This window comes from Salipiger pentaromativorans (assembly GCF_024721115.1).
GTDB classification, from domain to species: Bacteria; Pseudomonadota; Alphaproteobacteria; order Rhodobacterales; family Rhodobacteraceae; genus Salipiger; species Salipiger pentaromativorans.
The window spans coordinates 1-19,946 of sequence record NZ_JAMDHK010000021.1 but is presented as its reverse complement, the minus strand read 5'-3'; the positions used below and the strand labels follow the sequence as shown (position 1 = coordinate 19,946).

Genomic DNA, 19,946 nt, shown 5'->3' with positions numbered 1-19,946 from the left:
AACGGCGGGCGCTCGCGCACCCGCCGTTTTCAGATGGTCCGGTCCGGGATCTCAGCCCGCCGCGCGCGCGCCCGGCTTGAAGCTGATCCGCTCGGAGGCGGTGAACCGGCCGCCCCGGGTCTTCTCGATCTTGCCGTCGCGCAGCAGCTGCCCGAAGGTCCGCAGCCGGTCCTCGCGGCTCGATTCCTGCAGCTCGACCTGGCGCACCTTGGTCATGAGCTGCGGGCGGGAGAACTGCTCGCGGCCCTCGACAAAGGACATATAGGCCGCGGCCGCTTCCAGAAGCTCGGGCAGCTCGCTGGCACCGACGCTTTCGGCGTAGGCGGCAAACCCGCTCCCGACCTCGTCTGCACCGCCCAGCGTTTCGTCCTCGAAATCGGCGACCCGCACGCGGCGCGGGCGCGGCGCCGGCATCTCGGCATCCACCCGCTGCTCCGCCACCAGCTTGAGCGGTGCCGGGCGCACCAGCTCGGAGGGGCGCTCGGTATGGCTCGACGGCGCTTGCGGACGGCGCGGGCGCACCACATTGGCCAGATCCTCGCGATAGGGCTCGAAGGCCTCTTCGCTGTCCTTCTTGCGGCCCAGCAGCTTGTCGGCGCGGGTCGCGGCGACAGCGGCGCGCAGATGCGCGATCGCGCTGCGGCGGCGGTTGCCCTCGGGCTCCTGAAGCTGGGTGTTGGTCTCGTCGAGGATGCGCGAGGCGTCGTAATCCTCGACGCTCTGCTCGGTCAGCATGGCGCGGGCCGGGCTCGACATCTTCACCGCCTTGCGCGCGCCCTCACGGGCCAGACGCTCGACCGCTTCGGCCTCTTCCGCCAGACGCTCGCCCGACAGAGGCTCATCGTCCTCCTCATCGGCGTCGAAAGCCTCTTCAAACTCGTCCTCGAGCGCTTCGGCGAGATCCTCGTCGTCGTCCCATGCCTCGGTCGGCGCCGCATCTTCCTTGCGCAGACGCAGCGGCGCGGTCACCGCAGCAGCGGCCTCCTCGTCCTCGTCTTCCTCATAGCCGTCCTCGTCGGAGATCGCGGCCGGGCGGATCTCGTCCTCGTCGTCCCAGTCGTCTTCAAGATCCCAATCGTCCTCGGCGTCTTCGGCGACCTCGTCGGCACGCGGCGCGGCGGCGGTCTCGGCGGCGGGCGCATCGTCCCAATCGTCCTCGTCCTCGCCCCAGGCCTCATCGAAATCGGCTTTCAGCTCGGCTTTCACCGCCGCCAGTTCCCGGGCGAGATCGTCCTCGTCCTCGGGGCTGAGGCTGCTCACCGTGCCATTGCCCTTCGCGGCCGCCGCAGAGGCCTCGTCGATCAGCCCGTCGGCCACCGCCGCTTCGAACACGGCGCGCTTGACCTTCACCACCCGGGCACGCGGGCGGCGCAGCGGCGCGCCCGCTGCCGGCACCGGAGCCGGTTCGGGCGCCGCGACGGCGGCCTCCGGCGCGGGGGTGTCCAGTTCGGCCGTTCCCTCGTCGTCGTCCTCATCGTCCTCGTCGAAGAAGGCGGTCGTCTGCGCGTCCTCGTCCTCGTCGAAACCGTCGTCATCGAAGGCATCGTCGAAATCGAGACCGGCAAGCGTGTCGGTGAAGAGATTGTCGCGCTGCGCCTCGGCGGCGGCGGGGGTCTCGTCGCCCGCTTCCGGGGTCAGCGCGCCCAGCATGGCAGAAACCGCAGCGGCCTCGTCCGCTTCCTCGTCTTCGTGCAGGGCCTCCGTCGCGGCGGCCTGACCGCCGGCCACAACCGCACGGATGCGGCGCAGCTTGGCGGCGACGCTCTCGGGATCGGTCAGGGTCGCGGGGGCCTCGGCCTGAACCGGAGGCACCGAGCCGGTCTCGAAGAACTCGGCCTCGGCCTCGAGGCTGTCGTCACCCCCGGCATCGTCGAGATCGGCCAGCGCGTCGTCATCGGAGGAGAGATCGGGCAGATCCAGCGCCTCCGCCGCATCCCCGGCCATCAGATCGGCGACGGCGGCTGCGGTGTCTTCCAGATCGTCGTCGGAGGCGGTCGCCTCGTCGGCGCTCTCGGCGGCGGCAAGCGCCACGCCGATGGCATCGCTCACCGGCGCCTCTGCATCATCCTCGGCGGGCAGCTCGGCCGCGGCGGCGCGTTCCTCTGCCGGGGTTTCTTCGGTGTCTTCGACGGCAGGCACGGGGGCCGGAGCCGGCGCAGCGGCAGCGGGCCGCGACACAGACGGCCCGGCGGCCAGCGCCGCGCTCAACGCCCCGGCCGAGGCCGCGCCCCCGCCATAGGGGCTGCGCAGCGTCAGCGCACCTTCGCCCAGTTCGGAACTCAGTTGCGATTGCAGCAGTTGCGCCGCCATCTCCGGATCGAATTGCGGTGGCTCGGCCCCGAAGAACCGGTCTTCGCGGATGACCCCGCGAAAGAAATGCGTGGTCTCCTTGACCACCGCGAGCGGATCCTCGAATCCTTCCGCCGTACAGGAGAAGGTGCCGTAGGAGACTGTCAGTATCTTGCTCGAACTCACCATTGTGCTGCTCACTTTCATCCGATCTGCAACAAACTGTTTATCATGTTTACCAAGACCAAAGCTGACCGAATCTTAGGTATTCACCGTATCATTTCATGACCGGATTGTGGTCCGTTTCCCAAATCGCCATTAATTTGCCATGAATCGAGAAATTATTCACAGTCCCGCCCCAACCCTCCTGGTCGGAGGTGGGAAGAGCAGCCCGGAGCTGTTGAAAGCGCTGCTGCCGCTGTGCAAGACGCGTGTCGCGGCGGATGGCGGGGCGGCCACGCTCCTGCGCGCGGGGGCGATGCCCGATGCGGTGATCGGCGACCTCGATTCGCTGCCCGCAAGCGCCCGCGCGCAGATCCCCGCCGAGCGCATCCACCACATCCCCGAGCAGAACAGCACGGATTTCGACAAATGCCTGCGCAATATCGCCGCGCCACTGGTCTATGGCACCGGGTTCCTCGACCCGAGGATCGACCACCAGCTCGCCGCGCTGACCGTCCTGGCGAAGCGCGCAAACCGGCGCTGCATCCTGGCCGGAACCGAGGATGTCATGGCGCTCTCCCCGCCCGAGATCACCCTGGACCTGCCGCCCGGCACCCGCTTTTCGCTCTATCCGATGGGACCGGTGCGCGGCGAGAGCGAGGGGCTGCGCTGGCCGCTCGCCGGGCTCGACTTTGCGCCGCAGCATCGCGCGGGCACCTCGAACGAAACCAGCGTGGCGCGGGTCTCGCTCCGGTTCGAGGCACCGCTGATGCTGATTATTCTGCCGCTTGCGCAGTTGCCGGCGCTGGCATCGGGGCTGCTTTCTGCGCCCGAAGCATGGCCCGCTCGCGGATGACGATATAAAGCCCGGCGGCGATCGTGATGCAGATCCCCACGCTGGCGATCGGGTTCGGCAGTTCCTGAAAGATCAGGAAGCCCATGAGCGTGGCGAAGGGGATCTCGAGATATTGCATCGGCGCCAGCGTCGCCCCGGGGGCGTAGCGCAGCGACCAGGTCATGAGCAGATGCGCCAGCGTCCCCAGCAGGCCGATGGCCAGCAGCAGCCCCCAAAGCTCGGGGCCCACCGCCTCCCAGGCAAGATCGGGCACACGGTCGTCGGGCACGATGAATAGCATCGGCAGGATCACCGCCACCGCCATGACGCCCGAGACCGCCTGAAGCGAGATCGCGTCGATCTCGCGCGAGATCTGCCGCGTGGTGAGCATGAAGATCGAGAAGTTCAGCGCCACGCCCAGCGGCAGCAGTGCCGGCCAGCCGACATCGTGGAACGCGGGCTGCACCACCATCAGCGTGCCGACGAAGCCGACCGCGCAGGCCGCCATGCGGCGCCAGCCGACCTCTTCGCCCAGCACGTAATGGCCGAGGATCAGCATGATGAAGGGCATGATGAAGGCAATCGCCACCGCATCCGCAAGCGGAAGATAGCGCAGCGCGGTCACCATCATCGCGATCCCGAGGATGTGCAGAAGCGTGCGCAGGAAGGCGATCCAGAACACCCGCCGCCGCATCCGGAAGCTGCGCCCGGTGAAGACCATGAGCGGGATCAGCACCATCGCCTGAAGCGCGAAACGGACCAGCACCAGCTCGGCCAGCGGCACCTTGTCACTCAACAGCTTCGCCACCGCATCGGCGAGCGGCGCAAGCACACAAAAACCAAGCATCAGCAGGATGCCGAGAAGGGGTCTGTCCTGACTCATGCGGCGAGCCTATCTGCGCCCCGGAGGCCCGGCAAGATACTACCGTGATTATTTTGATCAAACCTGTCCACAACCAATGCGGGAAATGCCCTTCCCTCGCCCGCGCGCAGGCCAATTGCCCGTGCCGGAACGTCACGACGTGGCGGGTTGCGTGCGTGCCCCGCTTCCCCTACATAGCCCGCCAAGACCGCAGGTTTCGGGACTCTTCATGCAAAACGTCATCCTCATCGTGCATCTTCTTCTCGCCCTCGCGCTGATCGGCGCCGTGCTGTTGCAGCGCTCCGAGGGCGGTGGGCTTGGCATGGGTGGCGGCGGTGGCGTGATGAGCCAGCGGTCGGCGGCCACCGCGCTTGGAAAGGTGACCTGGCTTCTGGCCATCGCCTTCATCGGTACCTCGCTGACGCTGACCGTCCTCGCCGCGCAAGACGCCTCGGGCGTGTCCGTGATGGACCGTCTGACCGGCGACGCGCCCGCGACGGACAGCGGTCAGGGCAGCACCGGCACCGGCGATCTCAACACCGACGCGCTGTTGCCGCCGCCCTCCGCCGAAGACAGCACCACCGCGCCCGACGCGCCGCTGGTGCCGCGCGCAGACTGATCTCAGCGGGCGCGGACCACCCGCGCCGCTCAGAACAGATCGTCACACCCCATGACGGGCATGCCCGGATAGGCACCGCCATCGTCTCCCAAGAGATCGGGCTGGACCGGCGCGAGACCGGAGTCATCGAACGGCGCCGTCCCGCCGTCGGTCGCCGCATTGCCGCCACCCGTCGACAGCAGGTCGATCCAGTCCTTGTGATCGTGGTCCGCACCGTCATCGCGGCGTGCCGTCGTGCCCGTGGCAAAATGGAAGCTGTCGGCATCCGTACCGGTCTTTTCCGACACCGCCTGCACCAGCTCGCCGTCGGAGCGCAGCCCGGCCGCCTCCCCGCCGGAGCGCGTATCGGTATAATCGTAGCGGCCGAAATTCAGCGAAGCGTTCTCGCGCATCATGGCTCTGTTCCTTCTGAAAGACGTTTCCTGACACGGCGCGCCCGGTGTCGCACCGTCGCCTCAGCCTCGCCGAAACCCGCCGCGCGCCACAGTCAGGGAAACCCGACCGGTGGGGAAAACCCGACCCACAACAGCTTGCCCAGACGTCATGCGTCACAACAGCATCTTGCGGTGTGCTGGACATCACCCCCCGAATCCCCTATACCCCAAATCCCGTGATGCAGCGCTCTGCGCCCGCGGAGTCAGCACAAAAATACAGGCAATATCACGGGGTTACGCGGCCAATGGCACGTTACATCTTCATTACCGGCGGTGTGGTTTCTTCGCTCGGCAAGGGGCTGGCATCGGCCGCGCTCGGGGCACTTTTGCAGGCGCGCGGCTTTTCTGTCCGGCTGCGCAAGCTCGATCCGTATCTGAACGTCGACCCGGGCACCATGTCGCCCTTTGAACACGGCGAGGTCTTCGTCACCGACGACGGCGCCGAAACCGATCTCGATCTGGGGCATTACGAACGCTTCACCGGCGTGCCCGCGCGCAAGACCGATTCCGTCTCGTCGGGCCGCATCTATACCAATGTGCTCGAGAAGGAGCGCCGTGGCGATTACCTCGGCAAGACCATCCAGGTCATTCCGCACGTCACCAACGAGATCAAGGACTGGCTCGCCATCGGCGAGGACGAGGTCGATTTCATGCTCTGCGAGATCGGCGGCACCGTCGGCGATATCGAGGGGCTGCCCTTCTTCGAGGCGATCCGCCAGTTCGCCCAGGACAAGCCGCGCGGGGAATGCATCTTCATGCATCTCACCCTGCTGCCCTTCATCAAGGCCAGCGGCGAGCTGAAGACCAAGCCGACGCAGCACTCGGTCAAGGAGCTGCGCTCGATCGGCATCGCGCCCGACATTCTCGTCTGCCGCTCCGAAGGGCCGATCCCGCAGAAGGAGCGCGAAAAGCTGGCGCTGTTCTGCAACGTGCGGCCCGAGTCGGTGATCGCGGCGCTGGACCTGCCCTCGATCTACGACGCCCCGCTCGCCTATCACCGCGAGGGGCTCGATCAGGCGGTGCTGGACGCGTTCCAGATCACCCCCGCCCCCAAGCCCAACCTCGAGAAATGGGAGGACGTGTCCGAGCGCATCCACAATCCCGAGGGCGAGGTGAACGTCGCCATCGTGGGCAAATACACCCAGCTCGAGGATGCCTATAAGTCGATTGCCGAGGCGCTGACCCATGGCGGCATGGCGAATCGGGTCAAGGTGAATGTGAACTGGGTCGATGCCGAGCTTTTCGAGCGCGAGGACCCGGCGCCCTATCTGGAAAACTACGACGCGATCCTGGTGCCCGGCGGTTTTGGCGAGCGCGGCACCGAGGGCAAGATCAAGGCGGCGCAATTCGCCCGCGAGCACAAGGTGCCCTATCTGGGCATCTGCCTCGGCATGCAGATGGCGGTGATCGAGGCGGCGCGCAATGTCGCGGGCGTCAAAAAGGCGGGTTCCGAGGAGTTCGACCACGAGAAGGGCGAAAAGCGCTTCGAGCCGGTGGTCTATCACCTCAAGGAATGGGTGCAGGGCAACCAGAAGGTCAACCGCTCGGTCGCCGACGACAAGGGCGGCACCATGCGGCTCGGCGCCTATGACGCGGTGCTCAAGGAGGGCTCGAAGGTGGCGCAGGTCTATGGCACCACCGCCATCGACGAACGCCACCGCCACCGCTACGAGGTCGACATCAAGTATCGCGAAGCGCTGGAACAGGGCGGGCTCTGCTTCTCGGGCATGTCGCCCGACGGCCGCCTGCCGGAGATCGTGGAATGGCCCGATCACCCCTGGTTCATCGGCGTGCAGTTCCACCCAGAGCTGAAGTCGAAACCCTTCGATCCGCACCCGCTGTTCAAGGATTTTGTGCGCGCCGCGAAAGAGGTCTCGCGCCTGGTCTGATAACTGGCGCGCGGCGCTGTCGGCAATCCGCCCGGCAGCGCCGCAATGCACGGGCGGGCCACGCCCGCCCAGAGGGTCAGAACCCCTTGTTGCCCCCGGTCAGATCAACGGTTCCGCCAGTGGCAGGATCGTTGGGGTAATATTCCTCGCCGTAATATTCCTCGACGCCTTCCTCATAGACATACTCTTCGTCGGACGCCTCGTGCCGTATTGCGGGCCTGTCATCGTCGCCGGGGTTCTGATGCGGATAGAGATCGGGATACTCGCGGATCATCCGTTTCTCGAGCCGCCGCAGCATCTGCTCCAGCGCGGTCAGCGAGGGGTCGTAACGTTCGACATAGCTCTTGGCCTCGCGCATCGCCTGCTGCTTGCGGGCGACGGGAAGGCGTTCGAGATCGTAAAGAACGTTCCAGCGCGGCCCGCCCAGCCAAACCGCCGCAAACATGATCTTGGCCCGCTGCGGACGGGTCCCGGAGGCCACCAGCGCGTCGTAGAACATGCGGTGCACATCCTCCCAGCGGCCATTGTGGTAATTCGCCCCGCCCTCGTTGCCTATGCCGCAATAGGCATCGTGAATGGCGGCGGCGTTGACATATTCCGGCGCGGTCGGCGAGCCGACGATCGCCACGAAGATCTTGGGGATCGAGGCGCCGTCCGTCAGCGTGCCCGGCGGCGCGAACCAGCCCTTGCGGCGCGCATCGGTAAAGCGCAGCGGTTCGGCCAGCGGGAAGAACTGATAGGGCCGTTTCGGCAGGGTGATCGGCCTGTCCACCACCTTCACGGGGCTGTTTTCATAGGCGCAATTCTCGGGCCGGACAGAGCAGTTGATCTCGGACAGGGCCTCGACCGTCTCGACATCTTTCGGCGTTGGCGCACAGGCAGACACGGCCAACAGGCAGCCACCGGCAAGGGTGAGTCGTCGCATGGGGGAATCCTAAGGTTCTGAAATAATCTTCGGCACCAATCGTAGCGGAAATTTTACCATTTGTTCAAGAGACTGCGCGCAGACTGCAACTGGCTGCGCCAAGACGCCGAAACGCTGCGCCCGATCCGGGCTTGATACGGATCAAGGAACACATATCGAATTCGTGATGTTTTCTCCGCCGAACGCGCAGCCTAGGAGGTAACGCCATGCTGAGACTTGCCGGAATCCTGTACTCCCTGATCGGGACGACATTCGCGGGCAGCTTCATGATCGCCGCGCTGGTCATGGGACACGACACCTTGATCCCGGTCGTGGCCTCGGCCCTCGCGGGCTTTGTGGTCGGGCTGCCGGTCACCTGGTATGTGACCAAGGCGATCTATTCGCCGAGCTGATCCAGAAGACCGCGCGCCGCGCGTTCGATCAGATCCAGCGCCCCATCGAAATCGCGCGTGTAATACGGGTCGGGCACCTCGCTGGCGCCCGTCTCCGGCGCGTAATCGGTGAACAGGCGCAGCTCGGCGCGGGAGGCGCCGGGGCGCAGGTGTTCCAGATGCGCCAGATTGCTGCCATCCATCGCCAGAATCAGGTCGAAACGGTCGAAATCCGCCCGGCTGACCTGACGGGCGCGCAGGCGCGACAGGTCATATCCCCGCGCCCGCGCCGCCTGCTGCATCGGGCCATAGGGCGGATCGCCCACATGCCAGTCGCCGGTTCCGGCGCTGTCGATCTCCAGCGCGTGGCCCCGCACCTCGGCCATGTGGCGCAACACCCCTTCCGCCGAAGGCGAGCGGCAGATATTGCCGAGACAGACGAAGAGGATACTCTGGGCCATGGGCGTCTCCTTTGCGCCCGAACCTAGCGCGGAGCGGCAAGAGGGGAAAGCATGGCTGCGGAGAAGATCGTCATTCTGACCGGCGCCGGGATCTCGGCCGAGAGCGGGCTGGGCACCTTCCGCGACGAGGGCGGGCTTTGGGCGCAGCACCGGATCGAGGACGTTGCCACACCCGAAGGATTCGCCCGCAACCCCGCGCTGGTGCACAGCTTCTACAATGCCCGCCGCGTTCAGGCGGCCGAGGCCGCGCCCAATGCCGCGCATGAGGCGCTGGCGCGTCTCCAGCGCGACTGGCCCGGAGAGGTGGTGATCGTCACCCAGAACGTCGATGGCCTGCACGAAAAGGCGGGGGCCCGGGCGATCCATATGCATGGCGAGCTGGCCGGAGCGCTCTGCGCGGCCTGCGGCCAGCGCTGGCCCGCGCCGATGGAAATGGCGCCGGGCACGGCCTGCCCGGCCTGCACCGCACCCGCCGGGCGCCCCGACATCGTCTGGTTCGGCGAGATTCCCTACCACATGGAGATCATCGCCGAGCATCTGCAAAGCTGCGATCTCTTCGCCTCGGTCGGCACCTCGGGGCAGGTTTATCCGGCAGCGGGATTCGTTCAGGAGGCGGCCTATTCCGGCGCGCATACGGTGGAACTGAACCTTGCGGACAGCGACATCAGCCGCGCTTTCGACGATCACCGCATCGGCCCCGCAAGCGAGGTGGTGCCCGCGTGGGTCGCCGAGCTGCTGGCGTCGCTCTAGAAACCGCGCATTGAGCTGACCGAGAACAATCTCCGAAACCAGCCGCTATGCCCCAACACGCCACCGCTGCTGCACCCGCTGCGGCCCGTTCCGGCCAGTACATTATCGGTCCCAATGCTTGGGTGAGCCCCCCCGCCCCTTCAAAGAAAAACCGCGCCCCGGTCTCCCGGCGCGCGGCGCTCTTCCGGCACGGCGGAACGTCAGTTGCTCATGGCACCGTTCTGCATCTTCATGCCGCCCATCGTGCCATGCTGCATGTTGTGCATCGGCCGGCGCTCGAGATCGACGGGGATCTCGACCACCATCTCGCCGGCCTTCTCGAAGGTCAGCGTCACGGTGACGCGCTTGTCCTGCTCGAAGGGCGCGGTGAGCCCCATGAACATCACATGGTCGCCGCCCCGCTGGAGCAGGTGCTGGCTATGGGCGGGAACAGCAAAGCCTTCCTCGACCTCGACCATGCGCATAATGCCATTGTCATCGGCGATATGGGTGTGCAGCTCGACCTTCATCGCCGCGTCCGAGCTGGCCGAGACCAGCCGGTCGTCCTCGTCGCCGGTATTCTCGATCACCATGAAGGCGGCGCCGGTCTTGGCGCCCATCATCGAGCTGCGGGCATAGGCGTCCTGAACGACGATTTCGGCGACGGCAGGCGTGCAGAGAGCCAGCGCAGCGGCGCCGGCGAGAATCAGGGATTTCATTGTCTTTGAGTCCTTTGGTGTGTCTGACAGTCTATTGGGAAGGTTCAGACCACCGAAGGCGGGTCGCGCGCCATCGGCACCGGCGCGCGCAGCCCCGCGCCATAGGCCGCCAGATAGGCCGCCGCGATGCGCATCCAGATTTCTTCATGCGGCGGCGGCACCCAGGCCCCGCCCGCCGCGCCAAAGAGCGTCAAAAGCCCGTCCGGACAGACATGGGTCCGGTTGACGGGATTGCCCTCCTCATCCACCAGAACCGTCATCAGCCCGAGTCCGGAACAGATCACGATCTCGCCCACAGGGGTGGGCTGCGCGCGTGCCGCTGCCATCTGGTAGCCGGTCAGCGCCAGCGCCAGTGCGAGGAAAAAAGCAGGCAGTGGATATCTTTTCCGAAGCATCGGCCAAGAATTAGGCAAAAGACCCGGATTTGTCACGCCACAAAAGAAAACAGCCCCGATGCATCTTGCACCGGGGCTGTGGATGATTCTGTGGAGCGCTGGCTCAGGCTTGGGCGGCCTGGGCTTTCGCGATTTCCTTTTTCACCTTCAGCGCATTGGCGCTGAGTTCGGTGTCCTTGGCTTTCGCCAGGAACTTGTCGAGCCCGCCACGGTGATCGACCGACCGCAGGGCCGAGGCCGAGATCCGCAGCTTGACGCCACGGCCCAGGGTTTCGGACTGCAGGGTCACATCATTGAGGTTCGGCAGAAAACGCCGCTTGGTCTTGTTGTTGGCGTGGCTTACGTTGTGACCCGTCATCGGGCCTTTGCCGGTCAGTTCGCATACGCGCGACATGGGTCCATCCTTATCGTCTCTGGGCGAGAACCCCGGCGCTCTTGCCGCGCACCGATGCTTCCGCCAATATGAAAGGGCGCCACGGCGGCGCCCGGAATCTGGTCGGGCTTCTCTAGCTCCAAGCCCCCTGCGCGTCAACCCTTCTCGCACCCCGTGTTTTTTCCGGTATCGACCACCGGCACCACGGTGGCCGCACGCGCCGCGAAGCGCTCTGCCAGCGCCATCCGGCCATGCCGTTCCGCGACCCGGCGCATATGCTCGAAATAACTCGGCGAGACCCGGCGCGCGGCGCGGTGACAGCCGATCAGCCGGTCCGCCTCGACCCAGCCGTGCAAGAGCTGCGCCTGCATGTCCGGAAAGAACCCGCCCTGCCGCAGCACCCGGCTTGGCGGATGCCCGCCTCCGGCCAGCCGGCAGAGACGCAGCCGCGGAAACAGAAGCTGCGCCATGAGCGCATGGGTCAGATCGGCCCGCAGGAAGGGATCGCACAGCACCACCCCGCGCAGGCCCGGCGCGCCATGCCGGGTCAGGTCGCCCAGCGCGGCATCGAAGCCTTTAGCCTCGGCGCGGTAACGCTTGTCGAAGGGCACCAGCTCGGGCGCGATGGAGATCTGCGGCGCGATCGCGATCACCTGCGCGATGTTCAGCGCCCCGGAGAACCGGAACGCACCGTAGCCGCCCATCGAGAACCCCATCGCCACCACCCGGCGAAACCCCGGCGCCAGATCGCGCAGCACCGCCTCCAGCGCCTCGGTTTCGGCATTCACGAACCAGTCGTTCCAGCGGCTCTGGATATGCAGATGGGCATAGCCCCGGCTGGTAAAGGCGCGCACCGGGCGCGGCGGATCGAAAGCGCCGGGAGAGCCGATGCGCTGGCGAAAGCTGACAAAGAGCCGCCTGTTGCCGCCCTTGAAGAGATCGGCCCGCAGCAGCGCGCCGTCGAAGACGCGCGCGCTCTTCATGGGCCCGGCGTCTCTCCCAGATAGGTCTCGAGCAGCTCCTCGGCGGCGGCGGCGGCGCTGACCTCTCCCGCCTCGACCTGCCGGGCAAGCGCCGCCATGGCGCCCTTGACCGGTTCGCGCCGGAGCCGCGCCAGCAGCCCTTCGCGCACTTCCGCCTCGAACCAGTGCCGCGCCTGCGCCGCCCGGCGCGCGACGAAATGCCCGGTCTCGCGCCGCCAGGATGTCAGCGCCTGCATCTCCTCCCAGGCTTTCTGCAACCCGTTCTCCTCCAGTGCCGAGACGGTCAGCGCCTTGGGAAAGCCCTCGGGATCCTGAGGCCGCTTGCGCAGCAGCCGCAGCGCCCCGGCGTAATCGGCACAGGTGCGCGTCGCCGTGGCTTTCAGCTCGCCATCGGCCTTGTTCACCAGAATGATGTCGGCGGTCTCCATGATCCCGCGCTTCACCCCCTGCAGCTCGTCGCCGCCCGCGGGCGCCAGCAGCAGCAGGAACAGGTCCGACATCTCGGCCACCACGGTTTCCGACTGCCCGACCCCCACGGTCTCGATCAGGATCGCGTCGAACCCCGCCGCCTCGCAGAGATCCACCGCCTCGCGGGTGCGGCGCGCCACACCGCCCAGATGCGATTGCGAGGGCGAGGGCCGGATAAAGGCGTTCGGATCGCGGCTCAGCCGCTCCATGCGCGTCTTGTCGCCGAGGATCGACCCGCCCGAACGTGCCGAGGACGGGTCCACCGCAAGCACGGCCACCTTCAGCCCCTGCGCCGTCAGCATCATGCCGAAGGCCTCGATGAAGGTGGATTTCCCCACCCCCGGCGTGCCCGAAAGCCCGATGCGCAGCGCCTCGCGCCCGGCGCCGCGCAGCTTTTCCAGCAAGTCCCGCGCCTGCGCCCGGTGATCCGCCCGCCCGCTCTCCACCAGCGTGATCGCCCGCGCCAGCGCGCGCCGCTCGCCGTTCAGAATGCGTGTCGCCAGATCGCCGATATCCATGCCGCCCACCTTTTCAAATCCGTCCCCGAAATGACCCGTCCGGCACCGCGATGTCCACCCCCTCCCGCACCCTCCCCTTCTTCTCTTGGACAAATACGCAAAATCCGCCAACGCCCCGCCGCGCGACCGCGGGCCCCGATGGACCCGGCCCGCCACATGCGCCATAAGCCGCGCCATGGACCGCCTGCCCATCGACACCGCCCTGCCCGATCTGCTCGCCGCCCTGCGCGACGCGGGCCGCGCCGTGTTGCAGGCCCCCCCCGGCGCCGGCAAGACCACCCGCGTCCCGCTCGCCATGCTGGAGGCCGGGCTCACCGCGCAGAAGATCGTCATGCTGGAACCGCGCCGCCTCGCCGCCCGCGCCGCCGCCACACGCATGGCCGAAACGCTGGGCGAGGCAGCGGGCGAAACCGTCGGCTACCGCATTCGCGGCGAGGCGAAAGTCTCGAAAACCACCCGCATCGAGGTGGTGACCGAGGGCATCCTCACCCGCATGATCCAGTCCGACCCGGAGCTTCCGGGCATCGGCGCGGTGATCTTTGACGAGTTCCACGAACGCTCGCTCAACGCCGATCTGGGCCTCGCGCTCTGCCTCGAGATCGCCGGCGCCCTGCGCGACGACCTGCTGCTGCTGGCGATGTCGGCCACGCTCGACGCGCAGCCAGTGGCCGATCTGATGCAGGCCCCCATCGTCACCTCCGAAGGCCGCGCCTTCCCGGTCGAAACCCGCTGGCTCGATGCGCCCCTGCCCAAGCGCCAGCGCTTCGAAAAGGCCATGGCCGATCTCATCTCCAAGGCCGCCTCGGAAGCGACCGGCGGCATCCTCGCCTTCCTCCCTGGCGAGGGCGAGATCCGCCGCACCCAGGCGCTGCTGGCGAAACGCCTGCCGAAAGACATCCGGATCCGCCCGCTCTTCGGCGCCATGGAGTTCGCCGCCCAGCGCGCTGCGATCCGCCCCGAGACCCAGGGCCGCAAGCTGGTGCTCGCCACCGCCATCGCCGAAACCTCGCTCACCATCGAGGACATCCGCGTGGTGGTGGATGGCGGCCGCGCCCGCCGTGCCCGCTTCGATCCCGGCTCGGGCATGGCGCGGCTGGTGACCGAGCGCGTCACCCGCGCCGAGGCCACCCAGCGCGCCGGCCGCGCCGGTCGCGTCGCCACGGGCACCGCCTACCGGCTCTGGACCAAGGGCGAAGAGGGCGCGCTGCTCCCCTACCCGCCCGCCGAAATCGAAAGCGCCGATCTCGCCGGGCTGGCGCTGGAGCTGGCGCTCTGGGGCGCCGGGCCCGCCGATCTGCCCTTTCTCACCCCGCCCCATCCCGGCGCCTATGCCGAGGCCCGGGCGCTGCTGCGCATGCTGGGCGCGCTCGACGCGGAGAACCGCATCACCGCCCATGGCAAGGCGCTGGCCGCGCTGCCGCTGCACCCGCGCCTCGCCCATATGCTCAGCCTCGCCGGCCCCCGCGCCGCGCCGCTCGCAGCGCTGCTCGCGGACCGCGATCCGCTCACCGGCGCGCCCAGCGACCTCGCCCTGCGGCTCGAGGCCCTGCACGACCTGCGCCGCTTCACCGAAACCCGGCCCTATGGGGTCAGCCGTGGCGCGCTCGACCGGATCCGGGCCGAGGCGAAACGTCTGACGGCGCGGGCGAAGAGCCTCCGCACGGAGGCGATGAGCCCCGCCGCCATGGCCGCGCTGGCCTATCCCGACCGTATCGGCCTGCGCCGCAAGGGCGACGCCCCCCGCTATCAGCTTTCGGGCGGCAAGGGCGCGGTGATGGACGAGGCCGATCCGCTGGCCGCCACACGGCTGATCGTGGTCACCGACACCGATGGCAACCCGCGCGAGGCCCGCATCCGCCAGGCCGTGCCGATCGCCGAAGGCGAGCTGCGGGCGCTCTTCTCCGACCAGATCCGATGGGAAGAGCGTTGCGCCTGGTCGAAACGCGAGCGCCGCGTGATCGCGCGGCGGCAGGAACGCCTCGGCGCCATCGCCCTCGACGACCGCATCTGGAAAGACGCCCCTTCCGATGCCATCGCCCGCGCCATGCTCGACGGGGTACGCGATCTGGGCCTCGCCCTCTCCGACGCAGCAAAACGCTTTTGCGCGCGGGTGGCCATCGCACGCGACAGCGGGCTCGATCTGCCCGACATGTCCGAACCCGCGCTCCTGGAAACCCTCGACGACTGGCTTCTGCCCTCTCTCACCGGCGTCAAAACCGCCGAGGACTGGAAGCGGTTCGACCTCCTGCCGGCACTACGCGCCCGGCTCGACTGGGCACAGACACAGGCGCTCGACAGCGCCGTGCCGGGCAAGTTCACCACCCCGCTGGGCCGCGACATTCCCATCGACTATTCCGGCGCGCATCCGGAGATCTCGCTGCGCCTGCAGGAGATGTTTGGCCAGCGCCACCACCCGATGGTGGGAGGCACGCCCCTACGCGTGACGCTGCTGTCCCCCGCCCGGCGCCCGGTGCAGACCACCATGGACCTGCCGGGCTTCTGGGACGGCTCCTATGCCGATGTGCGCAAGGATATGAAGGCGCAATACCCCAAACACCCCTGGCCCGAGGACCCGCGCGAGGCCGATCCCACTCTGCGCGCCAAGCCACGCGGGCGCTGAGCGCCGCAGGGACGCGCCCGACGAGGCGCGTCATCCTGGTTTTTTTGCGTATTTACAGAAAGATGAAAGGGCAGATCAGCCCCACCAGGGGCCGTGGCGACTGTCCTTCCCGTCGATCCTGTCAAAGCCGTGATGGCCGAAGAAATCCCGCTGCGCCTGGATCAGTGCGGCAGTCCCACGCGGCTGGCGCAGGGTGTCCCAGAAACTCAACGACGCCCCAAGCACCGGCAGCGGGAATCCCGCCGCAACGCCCTGCGCAACGAGGCGCCGCAGCGCCGGAACGCCCTTGGCGAAGGTTTCGGCAAAGCGCGGCGCGAGGAGAAGCTGCCCCTGCGGCGGCCCGTCACGGAACGCCCCGGCGATCTCGTCGAGCAGCTTTGCCCGGATGATGCAGCCCGCGCGCCAGATCTCGGCGATCCGGGGGAAATCGAGACTCCAGCCGTAGCCCTCCGACGCCGCCGCCAGAATCCGAAAGCCCTGCGCATATTCCAGCACCCGCGCCGCCAGCAACGCCGCCTCGAGCGCCCCGGGTTCGATCTCGACAGGATCGCGCGCAGCGCCGAACATGTCTCCCGCCACCCCGCGCAGAGCCTTTTCCGCCGACCAGGCGCGGGCGGCCACCGCGCCCTCGATCATGGTTGCCGACTGCCCCAGACGCACCGCCTCGATGACCGTCCAGCGCCCGGTGCCCTTCTGCCCGGCGCTGTCGAGAATGGCATCCACCATCGGCCCCGTGCCCAGCGGATCGTCATGGCGCAGCACCTCTGCGGTGATCTCGTAGAGATAGCTGCCGAGCGGCCCCTCGTTCCACGCCGCGAACCGGTCGGCGATCGCCTCCGGTGCAAGCCCGGCGCCAAAGCGCAACAGGTCGCAGATCTCGGCGATCATTTGCATATCGGCATATTCGATGCCGTTATGTACGGTCTTGACGAAATGCCCCGCGCCGTCCGGGCCCATCCGGTCCACACAGACATCTTCCCCGAAGCGCGCGGCAATCGCCTCCAGCACCGGTTTCAACCGTTGCCAGCTCTCTTCCGACCCGCCGAACATCATCGAGGGCCCGTGCCGCGCCCCCTCCTCGCCGCCCGACACCCCCATGCCGACAAAATGCATCCCCGCGGCCTCCATCCGCGCAGCACGGCGGCGGGTGTCGTGGAAATCCGCATTGCCCGCGTCGATCACCGTGTCGCCGGCATCGAGCAGCGGCATCACCTCGTCCAGCATGTCGTCGATGGGCTTCGTCGAGGGAATCATCGCCAGCAGCAGCCGTGGCCGCGGCAACGCCGCGATCAGCGCCGGCAGATCCGCCGCGACCGCGACTCTGCCCGCAAAAGGCTCCGCCCGGATCTCGAAGGCCGCGATCAGATCCTCAGTGCGGTTCGACACCGCAATGGAAATGCCCCGCTCGGCCATATTGAGCGCCAACGCCGAGCCCATGGTGCCCAACCCGTAAATGCCGATCTGCGGCTCCGCCATATCTGCCTCCGTGATCGCGATGCGACCACCTTAGCCATCCCGCCCCTGCTGACAATGCGCGCTCACGCACAGGCGCTCTCGCAACAGCCGGCGCGCGAAAGGAAAAGGCGCGAAGGCTGCCGCCCCAGCGCCCAGACTTGCGCTTCTTCTCTTTCAAAATACGCAGATGCGCCCGCGCCGCCCGCGCGAGGCACACCGCAAGGGCGCTCAGCCCCCCACGCACCAGCGCATGATCGCCTTCTGTGCGTGCAGCCGGTTCTCGGCCTCGTCCCAGATCACCGATTGCGGTCCGTCCATCACCTCCGAGGTCACCTCCTCGCCACGATGCGCCGGCAGGCAATGCATAAACAATGCGTCCTTGCCGGCCGCCTCCATCAGCTTTTCGTTCACCTGATAGGGCCGCAGCATATTATGGCGCCGCTCGCGGGCGCTCTGTGCGTCATGCATCGACACCCAGGTATCGGCGACCACCAGATCGGCGCCTTCGACCGCCTTGAACGGATCGCGCTCGATGGTGACGGTGCTGCCCGCGTTGCGCGCCAGCCCGACGAATTCCATCTCGGGATCGAGTTGCACCGGCCCGGTGAAGGTGAGGTCGAAGCCGAACTGCGCCGCCGCATGCAGGAAGGAGGCGCAGACATTGTTGCCGTCGCCGCACCACACCACCTTCTTGCCCGCGATGGGGCCGCGATGCTCCTCGAAGGTCATCACATCGGCCATGATCTGGCAGGGATGTGTGCGGTCGGTGAGCCCGTTGATCACCGGCACCGTGGCGTAATCCGCCATCTCGGTCAGCACCGATTCATCGAAAGTCCGGATCATGATCATGTCGACAAAGCGCGACATCACCCGCGCAGTGTCGGCGATGGTCTCGCCGTGACCCAGTTGCATATCGTTGCCCGAGAGCACCATGGTCTGCCCGCCCATCTGGCGCACGCCCACATCGAAGGAGGTGCGCGTCCGGGTCGAGGGTTTCTCGAAGATCAGCGCGACCATATGGTCCTTAAGCGGCAGATCGTCGTCGGCAGCCGCCTTGGGACGGCCGTTGCGGGCGGTCTTGATCGCCTTGGCGGTGTCGATGATCTCCCGCAGATCGGCTTTGTCGGTTTTGTGGATGTCCAGAAAGTGGTTCATAATCGTATCGCTTTTTTCGGAGGGGGTGGCGGGGCGCTGCCCCCTGCCCCCGGAACGGGTCCGGGGGCATTCCCCCGGGATATTTGGAGCCAATGGAAACGCTCAGGCGGTTTCCAGCGCGGTGGCGGCGGCGTCGAGACGGGCGAGCGCCTCGGCGATCTCGTCGTCGCTGATCGTCAGCGCGGGCAGCAGCCGCACCACATTGTCGGCGGCGGGCACGGTGATCACCAGCGCGCCATAGCCCGCCTTGACGAACTCCGCCGGAGTCGGCTTGACCTTCAGCCCCAGCATGAGCCCGGAGCCGCGCACCTCCTCGAACACCTCGGGATGCGCCGCGACCAGCCCTTCGAGCTTCTGCCGCAAAAGCCCCGCCTTGCGGTTCACATCCGCCAGAAACGCCGGGTCGGCCACATGGTCCATCACCGCGCAGCCCACGGCGCAGCCCAGCGGGTTGCCGCCATAGGTCGAGCCATGGGTGCCCGCAGTCATGCCGCTCGCCGCCTCTTCGGTGGCCAGCACCGCGCCCAGCGGGAAGCCGCCGCCGATGCCCTTGGCCACCATCATGATGTCCGGGATGATCCCCGCCCATTCATGGGCGAAGAGACGCCCTGTGCGGCCCATGCCGCATTGCACCTCGTCGAGCACCAGCAGGCAGCCCTTTTCGTCGCAAAGCGCGCGGATCGCCTTCAGCTCGTCATCGGGCAGCGGGCGGATACCGCCCTCGCCCTGGATCGGCTCCAGCAGCACGGCGGCGGTGTTGTCGTCGATGGTCGCTTTCAGCGCGTCGAGGTCGCGCCACTCGAGATGTTTGAAGCCGGGCAGCAGCGGGCCGAAGCCCTTGACCATCTTCTCGGACCCGGCGGCGGCGATGCCCGCCGAGGACCGGCCATGGAAGGAGCCGGAAAAGGCGATGATATCGGTCTTTTCGGGCAGGCCTTTGTCGTACCAGTATTTCCGCGCCATCTTGACCGCCAGCTCGCAGGCCTCGGTGCCGGAATTGGTGAAGAAGACGGTGTCGGCGAATGTCGCGCCCACCAGCTTGTCGGCCAGCGCCTGTTGCTGCGGGATCTCGTAGAGGTTCGAGACGTGCCAGAGCTTGCCCGCCTGCTCGGTCAGCGCGGCGACCAGCGCGGGATGGGCATGACCCAGCGCGTTCACCGCGATGCCGCTGCCCAGATCGAGGAATCGGCGCCCGTCTTCCTCCACCAGCCAGGAGCCTTCGCCCTTCACGAAGTGCAGGGGCGCGCGGGTATAGGTGGGCAGAACGGACGGGATCATGGAGAAATCCTCAGCATAGGAGGCCCGATAGGTGCCAAGGGCTTGGGGCCAAGTCAAGTTTTATGGGGGTGGTGACGTGCAACGGGGCGCCGTCCCTTGCGGGAGGCGGGAAGGAAGAGCGTTCAGGCTCGTCGGATTCGGGTCGCGTGCGTCATGGGACGTGCTGATACAGGAACGGTGGGTTTTGGCAAGGGGGATGTGTTGGGAGGGGCGGAAAGCCGACTTTCGCTGCAGTTGCAAGGCTTGCCGACCATCTGCATCGATGCTGACAATCTAAAAGTCGATTGTCTTGACTGAGGTAAAAGTCTACAAAATAACCTAAGGAAGGTCTGAAAAACCTCGCGCTCTGAGGGGTTTGGTATAGACTTTGCGGGACGAAGAAGGAAGCCCCATCATGCCCAAGCAG

General features: G+C 67.1%; 19 protein-coding genes. 6 read left to right on the top strand and 13 right to left on the bottom strand.

The window, feature by feature from the left end; genetic code table 11:
• Positions 1 to 51: 51 nt before the first annotated feature.
• A complete protein-coding gene (locus tag M4578_RS22855) occupies positions 52 to 2,478 on the bottom strand; it encodes a hypothetical protein (RefSeq protein ID WP_258095454.1) in 2,427 nt (808 codons plus the stop codon).
• A gap of 211 nt (positions 2,479 to 2,689) precedes the next feature.
• Here M4578_RS22855 and M4578_RS22850 point away from each other — a divergent pair, with 211 nt between their 5' ends.
• Entirely contained in the window at positions 2,690 to 3,307 is a 618-nt protein-coding gene (locus tag M4578_RS22850; protein ID WP_338054570.1) for a thiamine diphosphokinase, read from the top strand.
• Here M4578_RS22850 and M4578_RS22845 read toward each other — a convergent pair.
• Positions 3,228 to 4,169: a DMT family transporter gene (locus M4578_RS22845; RefSeq protein WP_258095452.1), complete on the bottom strand. Its 942-nt coding sequence runs from the start codon at positions 4,167 to 4,169 to the stop codon at positions 3,228 to 3,230. The genes M4578_RS22850 and M4578_RS22845 overlap by 80 nt on opposite strands.
• A 208-nt stretch (positions 4,170 to 4,377) precedes the next feature.
• On the opposite strand from M4578_RS22845, the gene secG reads away from it, so the two are divergent.
• Positions 4,378 to 4,767: a preprotein translocase subunit SecG gene (secG, locus tag M4578_RS22840; protein WP_258095451.1), complete on the top strand. Its 390-nt coding sequence runs from the start codon at positions 4,378 to 4,380 to the stop codon at positions 4,765 to 4,767.
• A 29-nt stretch (positions 4,768 to 4,796) separates the two neighbouring features.
• Here the strand turns inward: secG and M4578_RS22835 are convergent, their stop codons facing one another.
• Positions 4,797 to 5,162 (bottom strand): hypothetical protein, encoded by a 366-nt coding sequence (locus M4578_RS22835; protein WP_258095450.1) that lies wholly within the window; start codon positions 5,160 to 5,162, stop codon positions 4,797 to 4,799.
• Positions 5,163 to 5,446: 284 nt separating this feature from the next.
• On the opposite strand from M4578_RS22835, the gene M4578_RS22830 reads away from it, so the two are divergent.
• On the top strand, positions 5,447 to 7,090 hold the full coding sequence (locus M4578_RS22830) for a CTP synthase (protein ID WP_258095449.1): 1,644 nt from the start codon (positions 5,447 to 5,449) through the stop codon (positions 7,088 to 7,090).
• Positions 7,091 to 7,166: 76 nt separating this feature from the next.
• Here the strand turns inward: M4578_RS22830 and M4578_RS22825 are convergent, their stop codons facing one another.
• Positions 7,167 to 8,015 carry a DUF1353 domain-containing protein gene (locus M4578_RS22825; RefSeq protein ID WP_258095448.1) on the bottom strand — a complete coding sequence of 283 codons (849 nt, stop codon included), beginning with the start codon at positions 8,013 to 8,015 and terminating at the stop codon, positions 7,167 to 7,169.
• A 206-nt stretch (positions 8,016 to 8,221) separates the two neighbouring features.
• Between M4578_RS22825 and M4578_RS22820 the strand changes: the two genes are divergently transcribed.
• Positions 8,222 to 8,407: a CTP synthetase gene (locus tag M4578_RS22820; RefSeq protein ID WP_258095447.1), complete on the top strand. Its 186-nt coding sequence runs from the start codon at positions 8,222 to 8,224 to the stop codon at positions 8,405 to 8,407.
• On the opposite strand, the gene M4578_RS22815 is transcribed toward M4578_RS22820, so the two are convergent.
• Positions 8,392 to 8,847, bottom strand: coding sequence for a low molecular weight protein-tyrosine-phosphatase (locus M4578_RS22815; RefSeq protein WP_258095446.1), 456 nt, complete (start codon positions 8,845 to 8,847; stop codon positions 8,392 to 8,394). The two genes, M4578_RS22820 and M4578_RS22815, sit on opposite strands and share 16 nt — an antisense overlap.
• Positions 8,848 to 8,898: 51 nt before the next feature.
• Here M4578_RS22815 and M4578_RS22810 point away from each other — a divergent pair, with 51 nt between their 5' ends.
• Positions 8,899 to 9,597, top strand: a complete 699-nt coding sequence (locus M4578_RS22810) for an NAD-dependent deacylase (RefSeq protein WP_258095445.1) — start codon at positions 8,899 to 8,901, stop codon at positions 9,595 to 9,597.
• 200 nt (positions 9,598 to 9,797) lie between these two features.
• Here the strand turns inward: M4578_RS22810 and M4578_RS22805 are convergent, their stop codons facing one another.
• The 5 genes from M4578_RS22805 to meaB form a co-directional block, all read right to left on the bottom strand.
• The gene (locus M4578_RS22805; RefSeq protein ID WP_258095444.1) at positions 9,798 to 10,295 is read right to left on the bottom strand and encodes a copper chaperone PCu(A)C; all 498 of its coding nucleotides are present in this window, start codon (positions 10,293 to 10,295) and stop codon (positions 9,798 to 9,800) included.
• A 44-nt stretch (positions 10,296 to 10,339) separates the two neighbouring features.
• Entirely contained in the window at positions 10,340 to 10,690 is a 351-nt protein-coding gene (locus M4578_RS22800; protein WP_258095443.1) for a hypothetical protein, read from the bottom strand.
• A gap of 103 nt (positions 10,691 to 10,793) precedes the next feature.
• The gene (gene rpmB, locus M4578_RS22795) at positions 10,794 to 11,084 is read right to left on the bottom strand and encodes a 50S ribosomal protein L28 (RefSeq protein WP_076705578.1); all 291 of its coding nucleotides are present in this window, start codon (positions 11,082 to 11,084) and stop codon (positions 10,794 to 10,796) included.
• Positions 11,085 to 11,218: 134 nt separating this feature from the next.
• Entirely contained in the window at positions 11,219 to 12,046 is an 828-nt protein-coding gene (locus M4578_RS22790; RefSeq protein WP_258095442.1) for an alpha/beta hydrolase, read from the bottom strand.
• Positions 12,043 to 13,032 (bottom strand): methylmalonyl Co-A mutase-associated GTPase MeaB, encoded by a 990-nt coding sequence (gene meaB, locus M4578_RS22785; RefSeq protein WP_258095441.1) that lies wholly within the window; start codon positions 13,030 to 13,032, stop codon positions 12,043 to 12,045. The genes M4578_RS22790 and meaB overlap by 4 nt, the downstream gene beginning before the upstream one ends.
• A 175-nt stretch (positions 13,033 to 13,207) precedes the next feature.
• On the opposite strand from meaB, the gene hrpB reads away from it, so the two are divergent.
• Positions 13,208 to 15,652 carry an ATP-dependent helicase HrpB gene (hrpB, locus tag M4578_RS22780; RefSeq protein ID WP_258095440.1) on the top strand — a complete coding sequence of 815 codons (2,445 nt, stop codon included), beginning with the start codon at positions 13,208 to 13,210 and terminating at the stop codon, positions 15,650 to 15,652.
• Positions 15,653 to 15,727: 75 nt separating this feature from the next.
• Here hrpB and gndA read toward each other — a convergent pair whose 3' ends face one another.
• From gndA to M4578_RS22765, 3 genes are all read right to left on the bottom strand, one after another.
• Positions 15,728 to 17,128: an NADP-dependent phosphogluconate dehydrogenase gene (gndA, locus tag M4578_RS22775; RefSeq protein WP_258095439.1), complete on the bottom strand. Its 1,401-nt coding sequence runs from the start codon at positions 17,126 to 17,128 to the stop codon at positions 15,728 to 15,730.
• 207 nt (positions 17,129 to 17,335) lie between these two features.
• On the bottom strand, positions 17,336 to 18,262 hold the full coding sequence (gene argF / locus M4578_RS22770) for an ornithine carbamoyltransferase (protein ID WP_258095438.1): 927 nt from the start codon (positions 18,260 to 18,262) through the stop codon (positions 17,336 to 17,338).
• 102 nt (positions 18,263 to 18,364) lie between these two features.
• Entirely contained in the window at positions 18,365 to 19,540 is a 1,176-nt protein-coding gene (locus tag M4578_RS22765; protein ID WP_258095437.1) for an aspartate aminotransferase family protein, read from the bottom strand.
• Positions 19,541 to 19,946: the final 406 nt, after the last annotated feature.